This is a genomic window from Cobetia sp. 3AK, assembly GCF_029846335.1.
In the GTDB taxonomy this organism is placed as follows: Bacteria; Pseudomonadota; Gammaproteobacteria; order Pseudomonadales; family Halomonadaceae; genus Cobetia; species Cobetia marina.
In genome coordinates, this window is the sequence record NZ_JARWKR010000004.1 from 60803 (window position 1) to 79477 (window position 18675).

General features: G+C 63.3%; 17 protein-coding genes. 2 read left to right on the forward strand and 15 right to left on the reverse strand.

Annotated elements, in window-relative coordinates:
* Nucleotides 1–75 precede the first annotated feature (75 nt).
* The 4 genes from QD228_RS06895 to arfB form a co-directional block, all read right to left on the reverse strand.
* Nucleotides 76–384 (reverse strand): hypothetical protein, encoded by a 309-nt coding sequence (locus QD228_RS06895; protein WP_077375940.1) that lies wholly within the window; start codon nucleotides 382–384, stop codon nucleotides 76–78.
* 83 nt (nucleotides 385–467) lie between these two features.
* Nucleotides 468–770 (reverse strand): winged helix-turn-helix domain-containing protein, encoded by a 303-nt coding sequence (locus QD228_RS06900; protein ID WP_077375943.1) that lies wholly within the window; start codon nucleotides 768–770, stop codon nucleotides 468–470.
* A 73-nt stretch (nucleotides 771–843) separates the two neighbouring features.
* Nucleotides 844–1551, reverse strand: a complete 708-nt coding sequence (locus QD228_RS06905) for an SIMPL domain-containing protein (protein WP_279874878.1) — start codon at nucleotides 1549–1551, stop codon at nucleotides 844–846.
* Between the two features lie 105 nt (nucleotides 1552–1656).
* Nucleotides 1657–2070, reverse strand: coding sequence for an alternative ribosome rescue aminoacyl-tRNA hydrolase ArfB (arfB, locus tag QD228_RS06910; protein WP_077375950.1), 414 nt, complete (start codon nucleotides 2068–2070; stop codon nucleotides 1657–1659).
* A gap of 426 nt (nucleotides 2071–2496) precedes the next feature.
* Here arfB and QD228_RS06915 point away from each other — a divergent pair, with 426 nt between their 5' ends.
* Nucleotides 2497–3417 carry a LysR family transcriptional regulator gene (locus QD228_RS06915; protein ID WP_084208561.1) on the forward strand — a complete coding sequence of 307 codons (921 nt, stop codon included), beginning with the start codon at nucleotides 2497–2499 and terminating at the stop codon, nucleotides 3415–3417.
* A 49-nt stretch (nucleotides 3418–3466) separates the two neighbouring features.
* Here QD228_RS06915 and QD228_RS06920 read toward each other — a convergent pair whose 3' ends face one another.
* The 11 genes from QD228_RS06920 to QD228_RS06970 form a co-directional block, all read right to left on the reverse strand.
* A complete protein-coding gene (locus QD228_RS06920) occupies nucleotides 3467–4534 on the reverse strand; it encodes an NAD-binding protein (protein ID WP_279874880.1) in 1068 nt (355 codons plus the stop codon).
* A gap of 119 nt (nucleotides 4535–4653) precedes the next feature.
* The gene (locus QD228_RS06925) at nucleotides 4654–5814 is read right to left on the reverse strand and encodes a M20 family metallopeptidase (protein ID WP_279874881.1); all 1161 of its coding nucleotides are present in this window, start codon (nucleotides 5812–5814) and stop codon (nucleotides 4654–4656) included.
* A gap of 84 nt (nucleotides 5815–5898) precedes the next feature.
* A complete protein-coding gene (locus QD228_RS06930) occupies nucleotides 5899–7194 on the reverse strand; it encodes a DUF3100 domain-containing protein (protein ID WP_279874882.1) in 1296 nt (431 codons plus the stop codon).
* Nucleotides 7195–7542: 348 nt separating this feature from the next.
* Entirely contained in the window at nucleotides 7543–8733 is a 1191-nt protein-coding gene (locus QD228_RS06935; protein ID WP_084209693.1) for an AGE family epimerase/isomerase, read from the reverse strand.
* 107 nt (nucleotides 8734–8840) lie between these two features.
* Nucleotides 8841–10184, reverse strand: a complete 1344-nt coding sequence (locus QD228_RS06940; RefSeq protein ID WP_176494009.1) for a trehalase family glycosidase — start codon at nucleotides 10182–10184, stop codon at nucleotides 8841–8843.
* A gap of 110 nt (nucleotides 10185–10294) precedes the next feature.
* Nucleotides 10295–11320, reverse strand: a complete 1026-nt coding sequence (locus tag QD228_RS06945) for an ABC transporter ATP-binding protein (RefSeq protein WP_279874883.1) — start codon at nucleotides 11318–11320, stop codon at nucleotides 10295–10297.
* Between the two features lie 87 nt (nucleotides 11321–11407).
* On the reverse strand, nucleotides 11408–12307 hold the full coding sequence (locus QD228_RS06950) for a carbohydrate ABC transporter permease (protein ID WP_279874884.1): 900 nt from the start codon (nucleotides 12305–12307) through the stop codon (nucleotides 11408–11410).
* Complete coding sequence (locus QD228_RS06955; RefSeq protein WP_077375970.1) at nucleotides 12307–13155, reverse strand: sugar ABC transporter permease; 849 nt, start codon at nucleotides 13153–13155, stop codon at nucleotides 12307–12309. Before QD228_RS06955 ends, QD228_RS06950 begins: the two co-directional genes overlap by 1 nt.
* Before the next feature lie 196 nt (nucleotides 13156–13351).
* Entirely contained in the window at nucleotides 13352–14620 is a 1269-nt protein-coding gene (locus QD228_RS06960; RefSeq protein WP_279874885.1) for an ABC transporter substrate-binding protein, read from the reverse strand.
* 55 nt (nucleotides 14621–14675) lie between these two features.
* The gene (locus QD228_RS06965) at nucleotides 14676–15677 is read right to left on the reverse strand and encodes a substrate-binding domain-containing protein (protein WP_279874886.1); all 1002 of its coding nucleotides are present in this window, start codon (nucleotides 15675–15677) and stop codon (nucleotides 14676–14678) included.
* 388 nt (nucleotides 15678–16065) lie between these two features.
* Nucleotides 16066–17538, reverse strand: coding sequence for a sugar porter family MFS transporter (locus QD228_RS06970; RefSeq protein ID WP_279874887.1), 1473 nt, complete (start codon nucleotides 17536–17538; stop codon nucleotides 16066–16068).
* A gap of 233 nt (nucleotides 17539–17771) precedes the next feature.
* Between QD228_RS06970 and QD228_RS06975 the strand changes: the two genes are divergently transcribed.
* The gene (locus tag QD228_RS06975) at nucleotides 17772–18650 is read left to right on the forward strand and encodes an MBL fold metallo-hydrolase (RefSeq protein WP_279874888.1); all 879 of its coding nucleotides are present in this window, start codon (nucleotides 17772–17774) and stop codon (nucleotides 18648–18650) included.
* Nucleotides 18651–18675: the final 25 nt, after the last annotated feature.

Consider the following 18675-nt stretch of genomic DNA (forward strand, 5'->3'; position numbering starts at 1 on the left):
GGAATTGCGGTACAGGCAGGATGACTCGATGCCGGGGCAGCGGTATCGAGGCGGGGCTGACACAGCCGTTCCGGCTCAGGCAGAGCGCCTGCGCCAATGTCTTGCAGCCTGCACCAGTGACGCGCAGATCACGCATGACACCAGCGGCAGGGCCACGTCCAGGCTGGAGTCCCAGTTCCAGTGGTACAGCAGGCCATGATCCCAGGCGACTGCCTTGGGGCCGCCCCCCTTGTACTCGTGCTGGGCGATTTCCCGGCCCAGAAAGATGGCGACCGCAATGGCGCCAGACGACCACAGCGTGAAGACTGGCCAGAGCATCAGCTGGATGATCACGGCGATGACCGCGTGCTCGAGCGCGCTTGTCCAGATGTCCGCCGTCAACATGTCTCAACTCCCTCCAGAATGACTCTGCCATATCGTGCAGACGCCCAGCGTCAGCAGTGCATCGAATCGCGCGTGGCGATCAATCACGCGTAGCCCAGCACTCGTTGCAGTCGTGCGGCGTTGTCGGCGACCCATTGGGCATTGATTGGCCCCCAGTCCCGAATCACGTAATGACCGATGTTGTGACGTTGACCTTCCGCATGCTGGAATTCACAGACAATCTCGAGTTCGGCAAGTGCCGAGATGGTGTCCTGGGCGGTGCGCCTCGGCATGCCGGTGGCCTCGATGATGTCCGGCACGCTGGCGATCTCGTGGGCGATGAGATGCGCCACGAACAGGCGACGATAGAAGCTGGTCTGGGTCTTGCTGAGAACGGTGTCGGACATGCAGGCTCCGCTGTCGAGGAAATCATGAAAGGCGATAAGGAGCGGCGGGGGCGATTGCCCGCCCGCCGGGAGGTCAGTGACTGAGCGTGTAGTCGATGGTGGTGACGACCCTGACCTGCTTGATATCGGGGGTATAGCTGTCGAGGTCCGAGATCGAGAAGTAGCCCTGGCTTGCATGCTTGATATGCCCCACCTGGCTGCCGGAATCCTCGGCGAACTGTTGCGCGGCACGTCGTGCATCCGCGGTGGCAGCCGCGATCATCTCCGGCTTGAGAGCGGCAAGCCCCGTGAACAGGAATTCGGTGCGATAGGCATAGTCCGCCGACTGCAGAATGCCGTCACGCACCAGCTCGCCGGTACGGGAGGCGCTCTGCTTGACGAGGTCCACCTCGGGCGAGCGCACCAGTACCGTGGCCTCGGCGCGGTAGCGCTCGTCAGGGCGCTGGGCGTTGTAGCTATTGGCATGCAGGTCGGTTACCTGCGGTGACGTCACGCTGATCTGCTCGGACGGGAAGCCGCGAGCGGTGAGAAAGTCCCGAATCTTGCGTTCATCATCAGCCAGCGCCTCGTGCAGGTCGGACAGGTGGTTGGCATTGACGCTGAAATGCAGTGGCCAGAGAGCCAGGTCTGCCTTGACGTCGCGCTCCGCCAGGCCCTTGACCGTCACCACCCGGTTGGACGCCTCCCAGACCTGTGCCGCTTCCTTGAGATAGCTGCCACTCCAGACCATCCCCACGGCCAGCAGGCCGCCCAATACCAGTGAGCTTGCGAGAGTGCGCATGTCACATCTTCCTTGAGAGGTGAAAGGCCCGTTGCCGAGCCTGTCTGATCAAGCCTCGAGCCTGCCGATCAGCGCTGAATGTGTCGATCCGCCGTGGGCGCCGGATCAGTCCTGGACCTTGCCGCGCATCGCCTTGATCTTGCCCTTGCGAGTCTTGCTGTCGACCCGCCGCCGTTTGGCGCCCTTGCTGGGGCGAGTGGCGCGGCGTGCCTTCTGTACCTTGACGGCATCAAGGATCAGCGCCTTGAGGCGTGCCAGAGCATCTTCCTTGTTGAGTTCAAGGGTGCGATGGCTCTGGGCCTTGATGATGATGATGCCGTCCTTGCTGATGCGTTGATCCGACAACTGCATCAAGCGTTCCTTGTAGAACGAGGGCAGGGTGGAGCGTTGCACGTCAAATCGCAGGTGGACGGCTGACGCCACCTTGTTGACGTTCTGGCCGCCATTGCCCTGAGCACGAATCTGGGTGAGGTCGATTTCCCAATCCGCCAGTGTCACCGAACTGGAGATGGTCAACATGGCATATCTCCTTGTCGTGGGGAGCCGCATCGAATCTGTCGCGGTCGTGGGGTCATGTTACCGCAATCAACGTCGGGCTTCAGAATCGCCCGAGAGTCGACCGGCAGAGTCAGTCAAGAGGGGAATATCCTCGTCTGGCACAATCTGGTTGCGAAGATATCACGGCAGGCGACACTCACTCCGCCTTCTCGGGCATCTATCTGGTACGCTGTTGCGTAGTGAGGCAGGAGTCGCTGACCGCAGGGCGGCTGATAGCCGGCCTCTGCATCCACGTGAGTCCTTCTCGTGTCAAGCGCTCTTCTCGAACTTGCTTTCCAGTCCCCGCGACGCCAAGGCATCGGGTCGTGGCCCTCGGGACGTTCCTCCGTAGGTCATGGACATGCGGGATGTCTGGCCTCAGTTCAACCTCTTGCGCAGCGTTCACTCATGGATATTCCGCATCAACGCCTCGTCTATTTTCAGGTCACCATTGAAGCGGGGTCGATCCGGCAGGCCGCCGCTCGTCTGGATATCGCGCCGTCAGCGGTCAGTCGCCAGATCGGATTGCTGGAAGAGGCGATGGCCGCCACGCTCATCGAGCGAACCCGTGATGGCGTACAGCCGACACGAGTGGGCGAGATGCTGCTGGACTACATTCAGCAGCGCGAACAGCTGGATCAAAGCTTCGGTGAGCGTCTGGATGCCTACCAGCGGCTGGAAACCGGCGAGATTCGCCTGATCATCGGCGAAGGCTTCGTGGGCGATCTCGTCAACATCCCCCTGCGCGCCTTCCGGGCCCAGTACCCTGGGATCACCCTCAAGGTCAATACCGGCAGCATGCAGAGCATCATCGACCGTGTGGTCGAGGATGAGGCGGATATCGGCCTGATGTACCACGAACGCGTGCACCCTCAATTGCGCTTCTGGCATTCAAGCCCACAACCGCTGGTGGCGATGATGTCCCCGGAGCATCCGCTGGCGGCGGTGAACCATGCGCTGACCCTGGAAGAGGTGGCAGCGCATCCCATGGCGTTGTGGGGCCCCACCCATGGAGTGCGTCAGCTGATGGATGACGGTTTTCGTGACGCGGGCGTACGTCCCCACATGGTGATGCAGACCAATTCCATGGAAGTGCTCAAGCAGGCCGCACGCTCGGAGCTGTGCATCACGCTGCTGCCGGCCTTCGCGGCTGCGCGCGAGCTGGAGGAGGGCGTATTGATCGCTCGTGATGTGGAATGCAGTGCCTTTCGCCAGGCACGCGCCCACATCATCACGCGGATCGGACGGCGCATGCCACGGGCCAGTCTGCAACTTCTGCGCCACCTGGAGCGCTGGATCACGGCCTTCAGTGGCCCCCGTCAGGAGTAGGCCTGTCGGGGGTGAAGACAAGACGCGTCAGCCCGCGATGGGGGTGGGCTCAGGCTTTCTCGGCAGGCGGCCGGGAGCCATCCGTCACCCTGCCCGGCGCCGAGGCATCGCGTCCTGATGAGCGAGGCGCCCCGGCGTCGGTCGGCGCGCTCGGGGCATCGGCGGCAGGTGATGAGGTGTGTCGTAGTTGAGCGGGAATATCGCTGAGCCAGCGATCACACAGATGATGGATGTCATCCTCATCCGCCGGGCACAGTTCGGGGGGTTGCCAGCGATCGAAGACCGCCTTCATCAACCCGGAAGGCAGCTTGAGAGTGGTCACGTAGCTGCGCGCCAGGCGCAGGTCGCGGCGCAGGGCACCGGTGGAGATACCGGAATCATAATCTCCCGGCAGCACCCAGCGCGGGAAATTCACCTCGCTGACGGCGCTGCGGCCGGCCCCCAGATTGATGGCATCGATGCAGGCGTGAGGCCGCACCCCGGCGCGATAGGCCATCGCGATCGCCTCTGCCGTGGTGATGAGATGGGCGGCGTGGAGATAGTCATTGGCCAGCACGGCCGCATGCCCACAGCCGGCATCCCCGACGTGCAGGTGCCGGGTAGCGATGGCCTCGAGCAGGGGCGTCATGCGTTGTACGGTGGCGTCATCACCGCCGACCAGCAGCGTGAGATGGCCTTCGCTCTCATCGCGAGGGTCGCGACTGGAAGCCGCTTCCAGCCAGTGATGGCCAGCCAGCCGGGTCTGCACGGCCAGCTCACGGCTGATGTTTACATCGCCCTGGCAGAGATCGACGATGACACTGCCCGGCGGTGCCAGTCGCAGCAGGCCTTCCTTGCCGGTCAGTACCTTCTGCACCTGTTGGGAGGTTGCCAGCGCCAGCAGGTAGACCTCGCTGGTGAATCGCTCACGCGGCCGTGAATGCGTATCGAACCACCGCTCGGCCTCGCTCTGCTCATGAGGCGCGTGGCAGCGTTGCTCCACCGTGGCGGTCGCAGCGGCCGCCGTCTCGGCCGTCACCTGGTCTGCCACTTCGCCCGCCACCTCAAACCCTGCCCTTGAGAGCGCCGTCCGGCTCCGTGCGCCAATGGCTTCCCTGCCGATCACGCTGATTTTCATGTCGCTCCTTCCTCACCAGAGTCATGACACTGTGTAGATTGCGATGGTCCTTGATCAAGTTCAACGCCGCGCCTGGCGACGTCATCCGCATCGCGCTTGCCGCCAAGGGCATGTGGCCATCAATCGCGCGTCAGCAACTCGCGCACCAGTGACGTCCAATAGCTGACCCCGATGGGGGTGGCAGCGTCGTTGAAGTCGTAGTTGGGGTTGTGCAGTGAGGCGCTGTCCTCGCCGTTGCCCAGCCAGATATAGGCGCCGGGGCACTCCTGCAGCAGATAGGCGAAGTCTTCCGAGGCCATGGAGGGTGGCAGATCGCGATGGACCTTCTGGATGCCGGGCAGATGCGCCAGGACATTGGCACAGCGTTCGGCGTGTCCCGGAGTATTGAGGGTCGCCGGGTAGCGTGGCTGATAATCGAACTCGACCTTGAGGCCATGGAAGGTCGCCATGGCATCGACGGCATCATGGAAGCGCTGCTGCAGGTGCGCCCGCAGTTCCGGGTCGAAACAGCGCAGCGTGCCACGCAGCTCGACCACTTCCGGCATCACGTTGAAGGCATCGCCGGCATGGAACTGGGTGATGCTGAGAATCGCGGTCTTGTGGGCCGGCGTCTCGCGGCTGATCAGCCCCTGAAGCTGGGTCACCAGCTGGCAGGCCGCCAGGATGGTGTCCTTGCCCAGATGCGGCATGGCCGCATGACAGCCATGACCGCTCAAGGTCAGGGTGAAGACATCGAAGGCCGCCATCACCGCCTCGTCATGCACGGCGGCTTCGCCCAGCGCCAGTCCCGGCCAGTTGTGCAGGCCGTAGATGGCCTCCATCGGGAACTGCTCGAACAGGCCATCCTCGACCATGCGGCGTCCGCCGCCTTCGTTTTCCTCGGCGGGCTGGAACACGAACACCACGCGCCCGGCGAAGTCAGGATCACGCGCGAGCATGCAGGCCGCGCCCAGTAGCATGGTGGTATGGCCATCGTGGCCACAGGCATGCATCTTGCCGGGTGTGTGCGAGCAATGTGAGACGGCGTTGGCCTCGGTGACATCCAGCGCGTCCATGTCGGCACGCAGACCGATGGTACGTCCCGGCCCCAGATTGCCATCCAGCACCGCCACCACGCCGGTCTCGGCAAGTCCGGTGGTGACCTCGAGACCCGCCGCACGCAGGATCTCGGCGACACGCGCCGAGGTGCGGTGCTCCTCGAAGGCCGTCTCGGGATGTTGATGAAACTCATGGCGCCAGCTGCGCAGCAGTGCCTCGTCGATGTTCTCGGGTAGTTGCATGCTGAATTCCTGTGGAAACCGGCACCCTGGAGTGCCGGCTTGAATGTGTTGAGAAGGGTTGAGCAACGTGCGAAGCCCGTGTGATCAGAGCAGTGCCTGCGCCACGACCGCCGAGCCGATATAGGTGCCTGTGAAGACCAGCAGCGAGATGATCACCAGCTTCCAGCCTGCCTGGCGGAACATGCTGAACTCGCGCTTGCTCAGCGCCAGACCCGCGTAGCCGAGTACCGGCGTGACGATGGCGAGGAAGTTGACGAAGCTCAGCTGCTCGGTGATCCAGCCGCTGCCCGGGAACCATGGCAGTGTCATCAGGATGCTGACCAGCGACACCCAGGCGATGGCCGGCAGATAGAAGGGCATCAGGCGAGCGACGCCAAGGCCGAGCATGGTCATCACGTAGAGGATCAGCATGCCGGGGGCGGCGTCGATCAGGCTGGCACCGTTGATGGTGTTGACCACCCAGCCGACCACACAGACCGCCGCGACCACCAGCGCCGTCTTGCCCAGCTGGTTCTCCGGGCGATCTTCGGCCAGCGCCTCGGAGGCAAGCGTGGCTTCCTCGTCATTCATGACGCCATTGTCGCCGGCTCGCTTGCGGCTGAAGAAGGTGAACAGGCGCTCGGCGACCGGCAGGGCGATGAACAGGGAGACGTAGAGGCCGGTGGCATAGGTCAGCAGGTTGCTGGCGCCGGCAAAGGCCAGCAGCTCCTCGCCCATCTCCGGCAGGGCACCGGCGATGGCGCCGGAACATGCCGCCACCATGCTGCCGCTGCCGACACCACACGCCATGGCCAGCGCACGCGGGTCGAAGATGTCCAGCGAGGTCAGGTAGCCCGCCATCAACGCGAACCACAGGGTGCCGAACATGGTACCCACGACATAGACGCCCATCACGCCGACACCTTCCGGGCCCTTGAGGCCGTATTTGTCGGAGATGATCGCGATATTGGGTTCCCGCGCGATGGAGTAGGTCGCGCCGATCGCCTCACGGCCCATCTTGAGCACCACGACCGCGATCGGCATCGCGATCAGCATGGTGCCCAGATTGCCCAGCTCCTGCAGGATCAGCGCCGGACCTGCCGAGATCAGTTGCTCGATGGCCGGGCCGATGGTGGAGCCGAAGCGGGCGATGAACGGCATGATCGACAGCAGGATGACCGGTCCTGCCGCCGCGCTGATCACCGGCGGGATGACGCGTTTCGTGCCGCTGAACAGGTGCGGATTGCACAGCACGGCCGCAATGAAGGCATAGAACAGGGGCAACAGCAGCAGGGTGCCGGGGCCGAGGGGGAACTTGAGGATACCGATCAGTTCGGCGCCGAGAGATAGCACCACGACCAGCAGATGCAACCGCCAGTCCAGGAGTTGAGCGAGGGGCATGTGGGACTCCGCTTGTTATTGTAGTGACTGCTTGTGTAGTAACTTCTTTTGTAAGAACTGCTTGAATAGCAACGACTTGTGAGGCGCCTTCCTGTCCAGTGCGCGCTTGTGTCGTGACGACGTCTCAGACACGGGCACCGCCTCGGGGAGACCCCGAGCCTGTCGCCCTCTGGTGGAGCGATCAGCGGGTTTCAGTATTGTCACGAGCGGCGCGCTAAAGAAACATGATAGGTGTACGAATAAATAGAGCATGCTGGCGGACGGCGATGGGCAGAGAAGGCTCTCCTCATACGAGGACACCCCGCACAGGGCGGGGTGTCGGGTGGTGCAGTCGCAGTGCGACAGGGCTCAGTCGTCCGTGATCACGCGCAACAGCTCATGGCAGGCACCGAGGCTGTGATAGTCACACTTGGCGCCGGGCGAGCTCTTGAGGTCATCGAAACGCTGGTTGTCGGCATTCAGCAGGCGATACCAGGCGCCGTAGCGATGGTCGATGAAGTGCTGCCAGGCGTAGCCCCACAGGCGTTCATACCACTCGGCGTAGTGCGACTCGCCGGTGGCCTCGTTCAGCAGCGCTGCGGCCACCAGGCTCTCGGCCTGCACCCAGAAGTACTTCTCGTCGTCGCAGATGGTGCCATCCGGCGCGAAGCCGTAGTAGAGCCCACCACGTTCGCCGTCCCAGGCCAGATCCATCGCCGTATCGAACAGACGCTTCGCGGTCGGCAGCAGCCAGTCGTCATCGCGGTGACGCTTGAGCATCAGCAGCAGCTTGGCCCATTCGGTCAGGTGGCCCGGCTGGAAGCCCCAAGGACGATAGAGGTTCTTGGGGTCGTCGCGGTTGTAGTCCCAGTCGACGTTCCAGTCGCGATCGTAATGCTCCCAGATCAGGCCATCGGCCTTGGCGGCCTGACGCTGGCAGATGTTGCGGGCCAGGGTCATGGCCCGCTCCAGATAGCGTTCGTCATCCGTGGCTTCAAAGGCGGCCAGCATGGCTTCACAGGCGTGCATGTTGGCGTTCTGGCCACGGTAGTCGGATAGCGTCTGCCAATCGGCGCTGGCTTCATCGGCGTACAGACCGTGATGCTCCGACCAGAAATGCTGCTCCATCAGGGCGTGGGTCTCGTCCAGCCAGCCGCGGGCCTCCTCGATACCGGCGCGCCAGGCCGTCGCGTAGGCCAGCATCACGAACGCCAGTCCGTAGCACTGGTTGGTATGATCCGCCTCGCCTTGCTCGCTCAGCGACCACAGGTAACCACCGGTCTGCGGATCGAGATGCACCTCGCGCAGATAATCGATGCCATGACGGGTCGCGGCCAGACACGCCTGGTCACCGGTGCGCAGATATTCCATCGCGAAGTTGAAGATCATCCGCGTGCTGCTGACCAGATGACGCGCTGCGGGTGCATACACGCTGCCGTCATCACGATACGCCTGGAAGTAGCCGCCGCGTTCCTGATCCACCGCGCGCGGCAGATAGAAGTCCATGATCGAGCGGATATGCGTGTCCAGAAAGCCGCGGCTGGCGAACGTTGCCGGCATGGGCGGCACTGCCTGCCGTGTCAGCGGTGCCTTTTGCGGCGCCTGCGCCAGTGGAGAGGCTTGTTGAGGCTGTTGCTGAGAAGTTTGTGGAGAGGCGTGCTGAGTCATCAGGAAACCTCCACGACGCCGGACGCCGCCTTGCTGGCAGTGAAGCTCTCCAGCGGGTTGAGCCAGTAGAGGTCCATCGCTGCCGTCCAGGAGAAGTCGCGACCGCCACAGCCTTCGCCGGTCACCGAATTGAAGTATTCATAGTAGCCTGCCGCCGCGATGCACTGCTGGCTGGCCTGCTTGATCCGGTCGGCCTCGCGGGACATGCCATATTCCTCACAGCCGATGGCCAGCATCCAGTTGATGTGCAGCCAGCTCGGCCCGCGCCAGTAGCGCTTGGGTTCGAAGCGGGTGCTGGCCGGGTGGGTGGAGGCGACACCGAAGGGCGCCTGTTCCAGCCAGTCCTCGAGCAGGCCGCCCATGCGCTGCGCCTGGGCACCGCTGGCGACCCCGGCGAACAGCGGCAGGATACCGGCGGTGGTGACGTGCTCCAGCAGCACGTTGGCGCGCGCATCGCGGCTCAGGAAGCAGCCCAGCTCATCGCTCCACAGCGCCTGCACGCCTTCCTCGGTGCGCGCCAGCGACTGCTTGAGGCTGTAAAGCGCCTCGCCGTGGGTGTTGACCAGGCCTAGCCCGCCGGCATCCTCTTCGCACAGCGCGATCAGGTCGCGCGTGCCACGGTGCAGGATGGAGATCAGGCTGATGTCCTCGACGCGGTACGGGCAGTCGCGATACAGCACCTCGGCGTCGTGCTCGTTCTGCTGGAAGAACTTCACCAGATAGATGTAACGGTCATATTCGTACTTGTGCGGGCGCTCGGACGGATCGACCAGCCCCGTATCGCGACGCACGTATTCGGCATCGACCGGCGGCACGCCAGCCAGCGGGCCATCCCACTGGGGGCTGTTGTCCATGCCGGACTCCCAGGGGTGATAGCTGCACACGCGGCCGGTATGTTCCGGATCACGGTCGCGGTAGAACCACAGGTGATAGCGGATGACGCCGGGCAGGGTGGCGGCCAGTTTCTCCTCGGCAAGCCGGCGGTCACGGCCTTCCTCGAACAGCAGCTTCATGACGCTGGCCAGCACCGGCGGCTGGGAGATGGCGCTGGTCGCCGGGCTGCGCTTGACGCCCCAGACTTCCGGCCCCGGGAAGTAGGTTTCCGCGTCACCGTGGAAGACGATGTGCGGCACCATGCCGTTGTCCCACTGGCCTTCCAGCAGACGCTCGATCTCACGCCAGGCACGTGCCTCGTCACCGGCCGCCAGCCAGCCCAGCGCGGTGATGGCGGCGTCCCAGTTCCACTGGAAGGGGTAGAGGCCACGCGTGGGGACGGTGTAGCCGCCCAGGTCGTTGAGCTTGAGAACGTCGTGAGCGCTGAGCGCGTCGAGCTTGGCATTCATGTAAGTCGGCTCCGTTCGGGATGACAGGTTCGAAATCAAAGGTTCTGGATCAAAGGTTCTGGATCAAAGGTTCGCAATCAAAGGCTCGGGTCGAAAGGGATCAACACGCCTCACGCCGACATCAGCTGGCCGCTGTGGTCATAGAAGCGCATCTTCTCGGCCAGCGGCCGGATGTGGATGTCACTGCCATTGGCGATCTCCAGGTCACTCGGTACGTTGACGCGCAGCATCTCGTCCCCGAAGCGAGCAGTCAGCTGCTTGTGGGAGCCCAGCAGCTCCGTGACCAGCACACGGACCGGGGCGAAGTCCTCGGTGGGCTCGAAACGCACCTCGAAGTCCTCGGGGCGGATACCGCACCTGTGGATCTGGCTGGCGGCCGGAGCGGTTTGGTGCCAGCGCGCATCCGGGGCGATGAAGTTCATCGGTGGATTGCCGATGAAACTGCCGACGAATTCGGTCGCCGGATAGTGGTAGATCTCGGAGGGCGGCGCGTACTGCTCGATCTGGCCCCCCTTCATGACCGCGATGCGGTCGGCCAGGCTCATGGCCTCGACCTGATCATGGGTCACGTAGATGGTGGTGGTGTCGGAGGCGGCGAGGATGGTCTTGAGCTCGGCGCGCATCTCCAGGCGCAGCAGCGCATCCAGATTCGAGAGCGGCTCATCCATCAGCAGCACTTCCGGTTCCATCGCCAGGGCACGCGCGACCGCGACCCGCTGACGCTGACCGCCGGAGAGCTGGCCGGAGTAGTGATCCAGACGGTCCTCGATGTGCATCAGCTCGGCGGTTTCCTTCACCTTGCGCTGGATGTGCGCCTCGCTGTCCTTGCGCACGCGCAGGCCGAAGGCGATGTTCTCCGCCACCGTCATGTGCGGGAAGACGGCGTAGTTCTGGAACACCATCGCGATGCGGCGATCCCGCGGTGCCAGGGAGGTGATCTCACGCTCGCCGATGCGGATCGAGCCGCTGCTCTCGTACTCCAGCCCCGCGATGATGCGCAGCAGGGTGGACTTGCCGCAGCCGGACGGGCCGAGCAGCACGGTGAATTCCTTGTCACGGATCTCGAGATCGATGGACTTGAGGATTTCCTGCTTGCCGAACTGCTTGCGTACGGCACTGATCTGGATGGCTGACATGGTCGGACTCCTTGTAATCGTGAGCGACGGCGCTGGATGGACAGGTGACCACCGTCGTCATGCATTGGCCGGTTGAAGGGCCGTACGCTAGCGGTTGGAAATGCCCCACATGCTGAACAGGTACTTGCGGATCGCGAACAGGAACAGCAGCGCCGGGACGACCAGGATCAGGCCGCCGGCGTATTTGATCTCGGCGGGCGACTCGGAAAGGCTCTGGACCAGAAAGGCCGTCAGGGTGCGGTTCTCGACGGTGAGAATCGCCGAGGCGAACACCTCGTTCCACGAGATCACGAAGGCGAATACCGCAGAGGCGGTGATGCCCGGCGCGGCCAGCGGCAGCACCACGCGGCGGAAGGCCTGCCAGCGGTTGCACCCCATCAGCCAGGCGGCTTCCTCGAGTTCCACCGGAATGCCCATGAACAGGCTCGAGGTGATCAGCACCGCGAAGGGCAGTGCCAGGGTGGCGTGGACCATCGCCAGCCCCAGGATGGAGTCATCGATGCCCACCTGGATGAAGATGACGGCCAGCGGCAGCGCCAGCAGCGGCATCGGGAAGGCCCGCGACAGGATGATGATCAGACGAAAGGCGTTCATGCCCGGGAACACGAAGCGGGCCAGCGCATACCCGGCGGGAGCGCCGAGCACGATGGCGATCACCATCGTGAAGGCGGCGGCCAGCAGCGAGTTGCCCAGCGCACTGATCACGCCCTGGTAGTGCCAGAAGAAGTCGAGGGTCTCGAAGCTCAACGCCGGGGTCAGGGTCTTGGGCCAGCCGCTGATCTGTTCCGGGGTGCTGACACTGTTGAGCATCAGCAGGGCGATGGGCACCAGCACCCACAGCACCAGAATCGCGACACCGGCACGGAACAGCCATTTCCAGGCCATGTCATGACGGCGTGGCTTGTGTGCGCTCTGCGCCTGCGCCTGGGAATCGGAACGAGAAGACACGGGAGCCGGCATGATGGCCTCGGATGTCGTGGATTTCATCAGCGTGCCTCCTTCGGAACGTTCAGGAACTTGAGGTAACAGCCGGTGATGACCACCGAGATCAGCATGATCAACACCGCGTAGGCGGAGGCGGCGCCGGTCTGCTGATAGAGGAACTGCCAGTCGAAGGTCTCGCTCATCAGTACCGGCATGTCGCTGCCGCCCAGCATCATCACCACCGCGAAGACTTCCAGTGCCAGCAGGGTGCGCAGGATCAGTGCCGACTGGATGCTCGGGCGCAGCATCGGCAGGGTGATCTTCCACAGGCGCTGCCAGTAGCTGGCGCCGAACACCTGACCAGCCTCGTCATATTCCTTGGGGATCAGCCCCATGCCCGACACCAGGATCACCAGCACGATGGCGGTGCCGCGCCAGATTTCCGCGACCACCACCGCCAGGAACAGCGCGAAGGCGTTCTGATAGTTGAGCCACGAGGTTGGCGCATCGATCACGCTGACCGCGCTCAAGAAGCTGTTGAGAAACCCGAACTGTTCCAGAATCGCCAGCCAGATGATGCCGGCGGCCAGATCGGAGATGCCCAGCGGAATGGTCCAGATGTAGAGGATGCTGTCACGCCCCTTGTTCATCTTTGTGACCATCAACGCCATGCCGATGGCCAGCACCAGCTGGACCGGCACCACGACACCGGTGAGCAGCAGGGTGTTCTTGAGCGAGGGCCAGAAATTGAAGTCCTGATAGATGCGCGTGAAGTTGGCGAGGCTCACGCCGCCGTCAGGCTGGGTGAAGGCCTGGGCGAAGATCTCCAGAAAGGGGTAGAGGAAGAAGGCGCCCATGAACAGCAGGCTGGGGGCGATCAGGTAATAAGGTAGCCAGCGATCGTGCTTCATCTTTGCTCACCTTTGACGTTGTTGTGATGGCGTGTCGGAAGGGTTTCGTGGCACCGGGTCGGCATGACAGGGGTTGGCGTACCGTCATGGCGACCCGTCGAGGGGTGCCGTTGCTGCTGCTTGTGTTGCGAGTGATGCAAGTGATGCGAGTGATGCGTTCTGTCGGTGCTGTCGAGCGACGGCACGAGTGAGCGAATTACTTGACCGGGCAGGGGCCGTCGCTGGGCGTGTCCGGCAGCCAGCAGCTGGCCCCTGCGGTGTCGATCAGCGTCTGCAGGCGCGGCGCGAGAATATCCAGCGTCTCCTCGATGTCGGCGTCGCGCAGCACGATCTGCACGAAGGCATCGCGGTAGATCTTGTTGAACAGGCCCGCCTGTTGCCCCAGGCCGCTGGGCAGCAGGGACAGCACGGCATCCTCGGCGGAAGACTGTGTCGCCACCGCCTTGCCGGACATGCGAATGCTGGCGGGCAGATCATCGGGCAACTCAGCGGTGACCACGGGGAAGAAGTTGGTGGCGCGCAGGGTGCGAATCTGGGCCTCGGGCGTCATCAGATAGCGGATCAGCTTGCGACTGGCTGCGGGGTCGGAGGCATTGGCCGGCATCGCCAGCCCTGCCACCACCGGCATGTAGCCGCGACCGCTGGGGCCTGCCGGCGCCGGGAAGGCCACGAAGTCATCGGGACGCTTGTTGAAGGCATCCTTGAGGCGCGCGGTGTGATCGAACGCCACCCATACCTCACCATTGAGCAGCGGTTCCTGCATGAAGCCGTAGGCGGTGGAGCGCGGATTGGTCACCGCCCAGATCTCGCGGAACTTCTGCCACATGGCCACGGCATCGGCGCTACGGAACTCGCGCACCACCGAGTGGGTGAAGGACGGGTAGAGATAGCCTTCCAGGAAGCGGTGGATCAGTCCCTTGCGACCGGCCGGGAAGCCCAGCTTGGGGCTGCCGGTGGCCTCCTGCATGTTGCGGCCCCAGGCCAGCAGCTCGTCATAGCTCAGCGCGTTCAGGTCGGCGCCTTCGGGCAGGTAGGGCAGCGCCTTGCGATTGGCCGCCATGATGTAGGTGGCCTGCATCCAGGGGATGTAGCGCTGCTGGTCGCCGCCCAGCTTGCCCAGCGTCAGGTATTGCTCGCTGATGCCCTTGTCCTTGAGCGTGCTTGCCAGCGTATCCAGTGGCGCGAGAATGCCGGGCGTCAGCGAGCCCAGCTCGCCATGCAGGCCGCCGAGCAGGTCCAGCGCGCCTTCGGGACTCGACTTCTCCGCCTCCAGTCGTGACAGGAAGGTACCGGTTTCCTGCGGCATGTAATCGATGGACTCGGCGTAGGGGGCCAGGGCGATCTCGCGCATCTGCTGGGCTTCTTCCAGCGGCCTTGCCTGGGTGCTGAAGAAGGTGAGGTCAGCGAGGGCGGAGGTGCTGCCCAACAGTGCCATCACGGCGAGGGCGGTCGGCATCTTGCGCATGGGTGTCTCCCGGGGCGGGTAGTGGGATGAAGAGGCAGCGTTCACGGGCGGCGCGTCAGCCAGTGGTATCGCGCAGCAGAAGCTCGTAATCGAAACAGCGGTGGCGTGGCACACCCTCTCGCGGGGCCAGTACCAGCTCGATCAGCGCTTGGCTGACGGTCTCGAAGGAGATGTCCAGCGTGCTCAGGCTGGGCTGCTGGTACATCAGCGGTGGCAGGTTGTCCGCCCCGATGATGGCGATATCCCGGCCGGGCGTACGCCCGCTCTCGCTGACGGCTTCCATCACCCCGTAGGCGAAGATGTCGCTGGCACACACGAAGGCGGTGGGGGCATCGGCACTCGCCAGCACCTCTCTGGCGACCTGATAGGCGCTGGCGTAACCGTGGGGGCAATGGCGCGAGCTGGGGGCGAGGCTGGCCTCGCGCATGGCCTGCAGATAGCCGGTCTCACGCTCCACCGCGGTATAGAGATCGCTGAAGAAGTTGAGGAACAGGATGTTGCGATGTCCCTGCTGGATCAGATGGCGAGTGGCGCGCAGGAAACCATCAGCGGCATTGATGTCGACCCAGTCGTGCTCGTCGGCGCGGCCGGTGCGACCGTGGGTGACGAAGGGGACACCGCTGTCGAGCAGGAAATCGACGCGCGGGTCCTGGATGCAGGTACGCGCCACCACGAAGGAGTCAACCTTGCCGCCATCGATGAAACGCTTGTAGGTCTCCAGCTCGTCGCGGTCTTCCGGCACCGTGGTGACGATGAGGTCGTGCTCCGGTGCGGCATCGTGCAGTGCCTGCCCCAGCGCCACCAGCAGGCGGGTGTTGAACTGGTCACGAAAGTCGCCCTGGGCGCCGTTCATGATGTAGCCCACCGAGGAGGTGCGGCCGGTCTTCAGGCGGCGTGCGCTCTGGTTGGGTTGATAGCCCACGTCGTTGGCGAAGGCCTGGACTCGTTCACGCGTCGCTACGCTGACATCCTCGAACCCCCCCAGGGCGCGAGAGACGGTGGTCACCGAGAGCCCCAGTTCAGTGGCGAGATATTTCAGCGTGATCTTCGGTGGCATGGTGCAGGTCTCTGGCAAGGTGTCTGGCAAGGCGTCAGGTCGTGAAATCGCTGGAAAGCATCTTCCGAAACGTTTCGGATGGATCATTTCACTAAATTTGGCGCCCCCGCAATGCTTTCGATACCAAAGGATATGTCAGTAATGATTCGTAATTTTCAGACGTTGCGCCTGCCTGTTGCGTTGGCGCTGATGACACGCTGATTGAACGTTTCACGACATCGTGAACCGGGCAGTGAAGAGGGCACTCAAGGGGGCTGAAGAGGGTACTGAAGAAGGTACTGAAGAGGGAGCTGAAGAGCGCAATCAAGACGGCAGCAACGAGAACGCCCCGCAGAGCGGGGCGTCGTGGGGATGGCATGTGTCAGCCGAAAGGCGGGCCGTCGCGGGGTCAGCGTCTCTGGGGTTCGAGCGCTGCGGCCTGTTCGCGTCGGGTGGGACGAACCAGGCGGCCCTGTAGTTCCTCAAGCGAGACACCCTTGGTCTCGGGCATGAAGAACAGCACGAAGATCAGCTGCAGCAGCATCATGAAGGCGAAGAAGGCGAACACCGGCCCACCGCTGAACTGGCTGAGGATGGTGGGCATCAGCAACGCGATCAGCGCCGCGAAGATCCAGTGTACGGAGCTGCCGAAGGACTGCCCCATGGCACGGACCTTGTTGGGGAAGATCTCGGAGATGAACACCCAGATCACCGTGCCCTGACTCATGGCATGCGCCGCGATGAACACGCCCAGCAGGATCGGCACGCCATAGCCGCCCATGGCGGAGAAGTCCTCGAGATGGAAGGCCCAGGCGATCAGGCACAGCGACAGCAGATAGCCGGCCGAGCCGATCAGGATCAGGGTACGGCGGCCCAGCTTGTCGATCAGTGACATCCCCAGCATGGTGAAGACCAGATTGATGACCCCGATTCCGGCCGTCGAGAGCAGGGCGGCGCTCGATTCCAGCTGCGCCTCGGCCAGAATGCGCGGCGCGTAGTAGATGATGAAGTTGATGCCGGAGAGCTGATTGAAGGCCGCGATCAGGAAGGCGAACAGGATCGGCAGGCGGTAGCGCCAGGCGAACAGACGGGTGTGCTGCTTGGCACTTTCCTCGCTCTCGGTGCCACGGATGATGGCGATTTCCTCGGCGATGTCGGCCTTGGGGTTGATCAGTCGGATGATCTCGGCGGCGGCCGCCTCGTCATTGCGCTTGAGGATCAACCAGCGCGGGCTGCGCGGTACCTTGCAGATCATCAGCAGGTAGAGCGCGGCCGGCACGGCTTCCACCCCCAGCATCCAGCGCCAGTTCTCGCCGTCCATGAAGCCGATGAAGTAGTTGGAGACGAAGGCGATCACGATCCCGAATACCACGTTGAACTGGTAGAGCCCGACCAGCGCGCCCCGGCGCTCGCGGGGGGCGATCTCGGAGATATAGATGGGTGCTGCCACGGAGGACGCGCCAACACCGAGCCCCCCCAGCAGGCGGAAGAACGAGAACACATAAGGGTCGGTGGCCAGCGCCGAACCCAGCGCCGAGACCAGATAGAGGATCCCGATCCCGATCAGGGTCGCGCGGCGGCCGAAGTGATCTGTCGGCCAGTTGCCGAAGATGGCACCGATGACCGTGCCCCACAGTGCCATCGACATGATGACCAGGCCGTGCATGAGGTCGCTGAGACCCCACTGGCTCTGCAGAGAGGTGTCCGCACCTGAGATGACAGCGGTATCGAAGCCGAACAGGAAGCCGGCGAGAGCGACCGTGATCGACCATTGAAGAATGCGTGGCATGGCGTAGCTCATCCAATGAGGCGTGAAGGAAAGACAGCGATTCGCGGAGGTTAATCGTTCAAGAGTGTATAGGTGAATCGTGTCACCTGACAATAATAGCCTAACGTGAGCGATATCGTTTATCCGCTATACCTTAGGGTGAGAGGCGCGCCTGGCGATATCCGAGGCACCGTCACGTGCCTTTTTTGATGGCTGATATCAATAGGTTAACAATTAGGTGCTACCGTTATTCCAAATGGTTGTATCGTTATTCTATTTTTGCGTTCGCGCTCGGACAGGCGTAGGCTGAGGTCCATTCACCCTTGATTGACTCAGGAGGCCGAAGGATGACAACCCCGACACTGCAGCCCCATGTCGAGAGCTTCTTCGACGAAGACAGCAATACCTTCACGCATCTGGTGCGTGACCCGCACTCCCGGCGTTGCGCGATCATCGATCCGGTACTGGATTTCGATTACCCCGCAGCCCGCACCACCACGCAGTCGGCGGATGCCCTGCTGGCTCACATCGCGGACGAGTCGCTGGAGGTGGAATGGATTCTCGAGACCCACGTCCATGCCGACCACCTGTCGGCCGCCGCCTATCTGAAAGACACGCTGGGCTGTCAGTTGGCGATCGGGGCACGCATCCGTGAGGTGCAGGACATCTTTGCGGACATCTTCGCGGCCGAGGCGGGTTTTGCGCGTGACGGACGCCAGTTCGACCGCTTGCTGGAAGAGGGCGACAGCCTGGCGATCGGCGGGCTTGAATGCCGCGTGCTGCATACGCCGGGCCATACGCCTGCCTGCGTGAGCTATGTGATCGGTGACGCCGTCTTCGTTGGCGATACGCTGTTCATGCCCGATTACGGCACCGCGCGCTGTGACTTCCCCGGCGGTGATGCGCGCACCCTGTACCGCTCGATCCACAAGGTACTGGCGCTGCCTGACAGCACCCGCCTGTATCTGTGTCACGACTATTCCGCCGAAGGGCGCGAGGGCTTCTGCTGTGAGACCACGGTCGGGGAGCAGCGCCTGCACAATATCCACGTGCACACCGGGGTCGATGAAGCGGCCTTCGTCGACATGCGCACAAAGCGTGATGCCGGGCTTGGCATGCCGCGCCTGATGCTGCCGGCGGTGCAGGTCAACATGCGGGCCGGCCAGCTGCCGCCTGAGGACGCCAATGATCAGGCCTATCTCAAGATTCCGCTCAATCGTTTCTGACCCTCGTCGTCTGCACAGGTAAATA

Excerpts from the sequence above, each read along its gene's own strand:
- QD228_RS06905 (WP_279874878.1), bottom strand. The coding sequence starts at position 1,551 with ATGCGCACTCTCGCAAGCTCACTGGTATTGGGCGGCCTGCTGGCCGTG.
- QD228_RS06895 (WP_077375940.1), bottom strand. The coding sequence starts at position 384 with ATGTTGACGGCGGACATCTGGACAAGCGCGCTCGAGCACGCGGTCATC.
- QD228_RS06935 (WP_084209693.1), bottom strand. The coding sequence starts at position 8,733 with ATGCCGGCAACGTTCGCCAGCCGCGGCTTTCTGGACACGCATATCCGC.
- arfB (WP_077375950.1), bottom strand. The coding sequence starts at position 2,070 with ATGTTGACCATCTCCAGTTCGGTGACACTGGCGGATTGGGAAATCGAC.
- QD228_RS06960 (WP_279874885.1), bottom strand. The coding sequence starts at position 14,620 with ATGCGCAAGATGCCGACCGCCCTCGCCGTGATGGCACTGTTGGGCAGC.
- QD228_RS06940 (WP_176494009.1), bottom strand. The coding sequence starts at position 10,184 with ATGAATGCCAAGCTCGACGCGCTCAGCGCTCACGACGTTCTCAAGCTC.
- QD228_RS06925 (WP_279874881.1), bottom strand. The coding sequence starts at position 5,814 with ATGCAACTACCCGAGAACATCGACGAGGCACTGCTGCGCAGCTGGCGC.
- QD228_RS06945 (WP_279874883.1), bottom strand. The coding sequence starts at position 11,320 with ATGTCAGCCATCCAGATCAGTGCCGTACGCAAGCAGTTCGGCAAGCAG.
- QD228_RS06950 (WP_279874884.1), bottom strand. The coding sequence starts at position 12,307 with ATGAAATCCACGACATCCGAGGCCATCATGCCGGCTCCCGTGTCTTCT.
- QD228_RS06965 (WP_279874886.1), bottom strand. The coding sequence starts at position 15,677 with ATGCCACCGAAGATCACGCTGAAATATCTCGCCACTGAACTGGGGCTC.
- QD228_RS06930 (WP_279874882.1), bottom strand. The coding sequence starts at position 7,194 with ATGCCCCTCGCTCAACTCCTGGACTGGCGGTTGCATCTGCTGGTCGTG.
- QD228_RS06920 (WP_279874880.1), bottom strand. The coding sequence starts at position 4,534 with ATGAAAATCAGCGTGATCGGCAGGGAAGCCATTGGCGCACGGAGCCGG.
- QD228_RS06975 (WP_279874888.1), top strand. The coding sequence starts at position 17,772 with ATGACAACCCCGACACTGCAGCCCCATGTCGAGAGCTTCTTCGACGAA.
- QD228_RS06955 (WP_077375970.1), bottom strand. The coding sequence starts at position 13,155 with ATGAAGCACGATCGCTGGCTACCTTATTACCTGATCGCCCCCAGCCTG.
- QD228_RS06900 (WP_077375943.1), bottom strand. The coding sequence starts at position 770 with ATGTCCGACACCGTTCTCAGCAAGACCCAGACCAGCTTCTATCGTCGC.
- QD228_RS06915 (WP_084208561.1), top strand. The coding sequence starts at position 2,497 with ATGGATATTCCGCATCAACGCCTCGTCTATTTTCAGGTCACCATTGAA.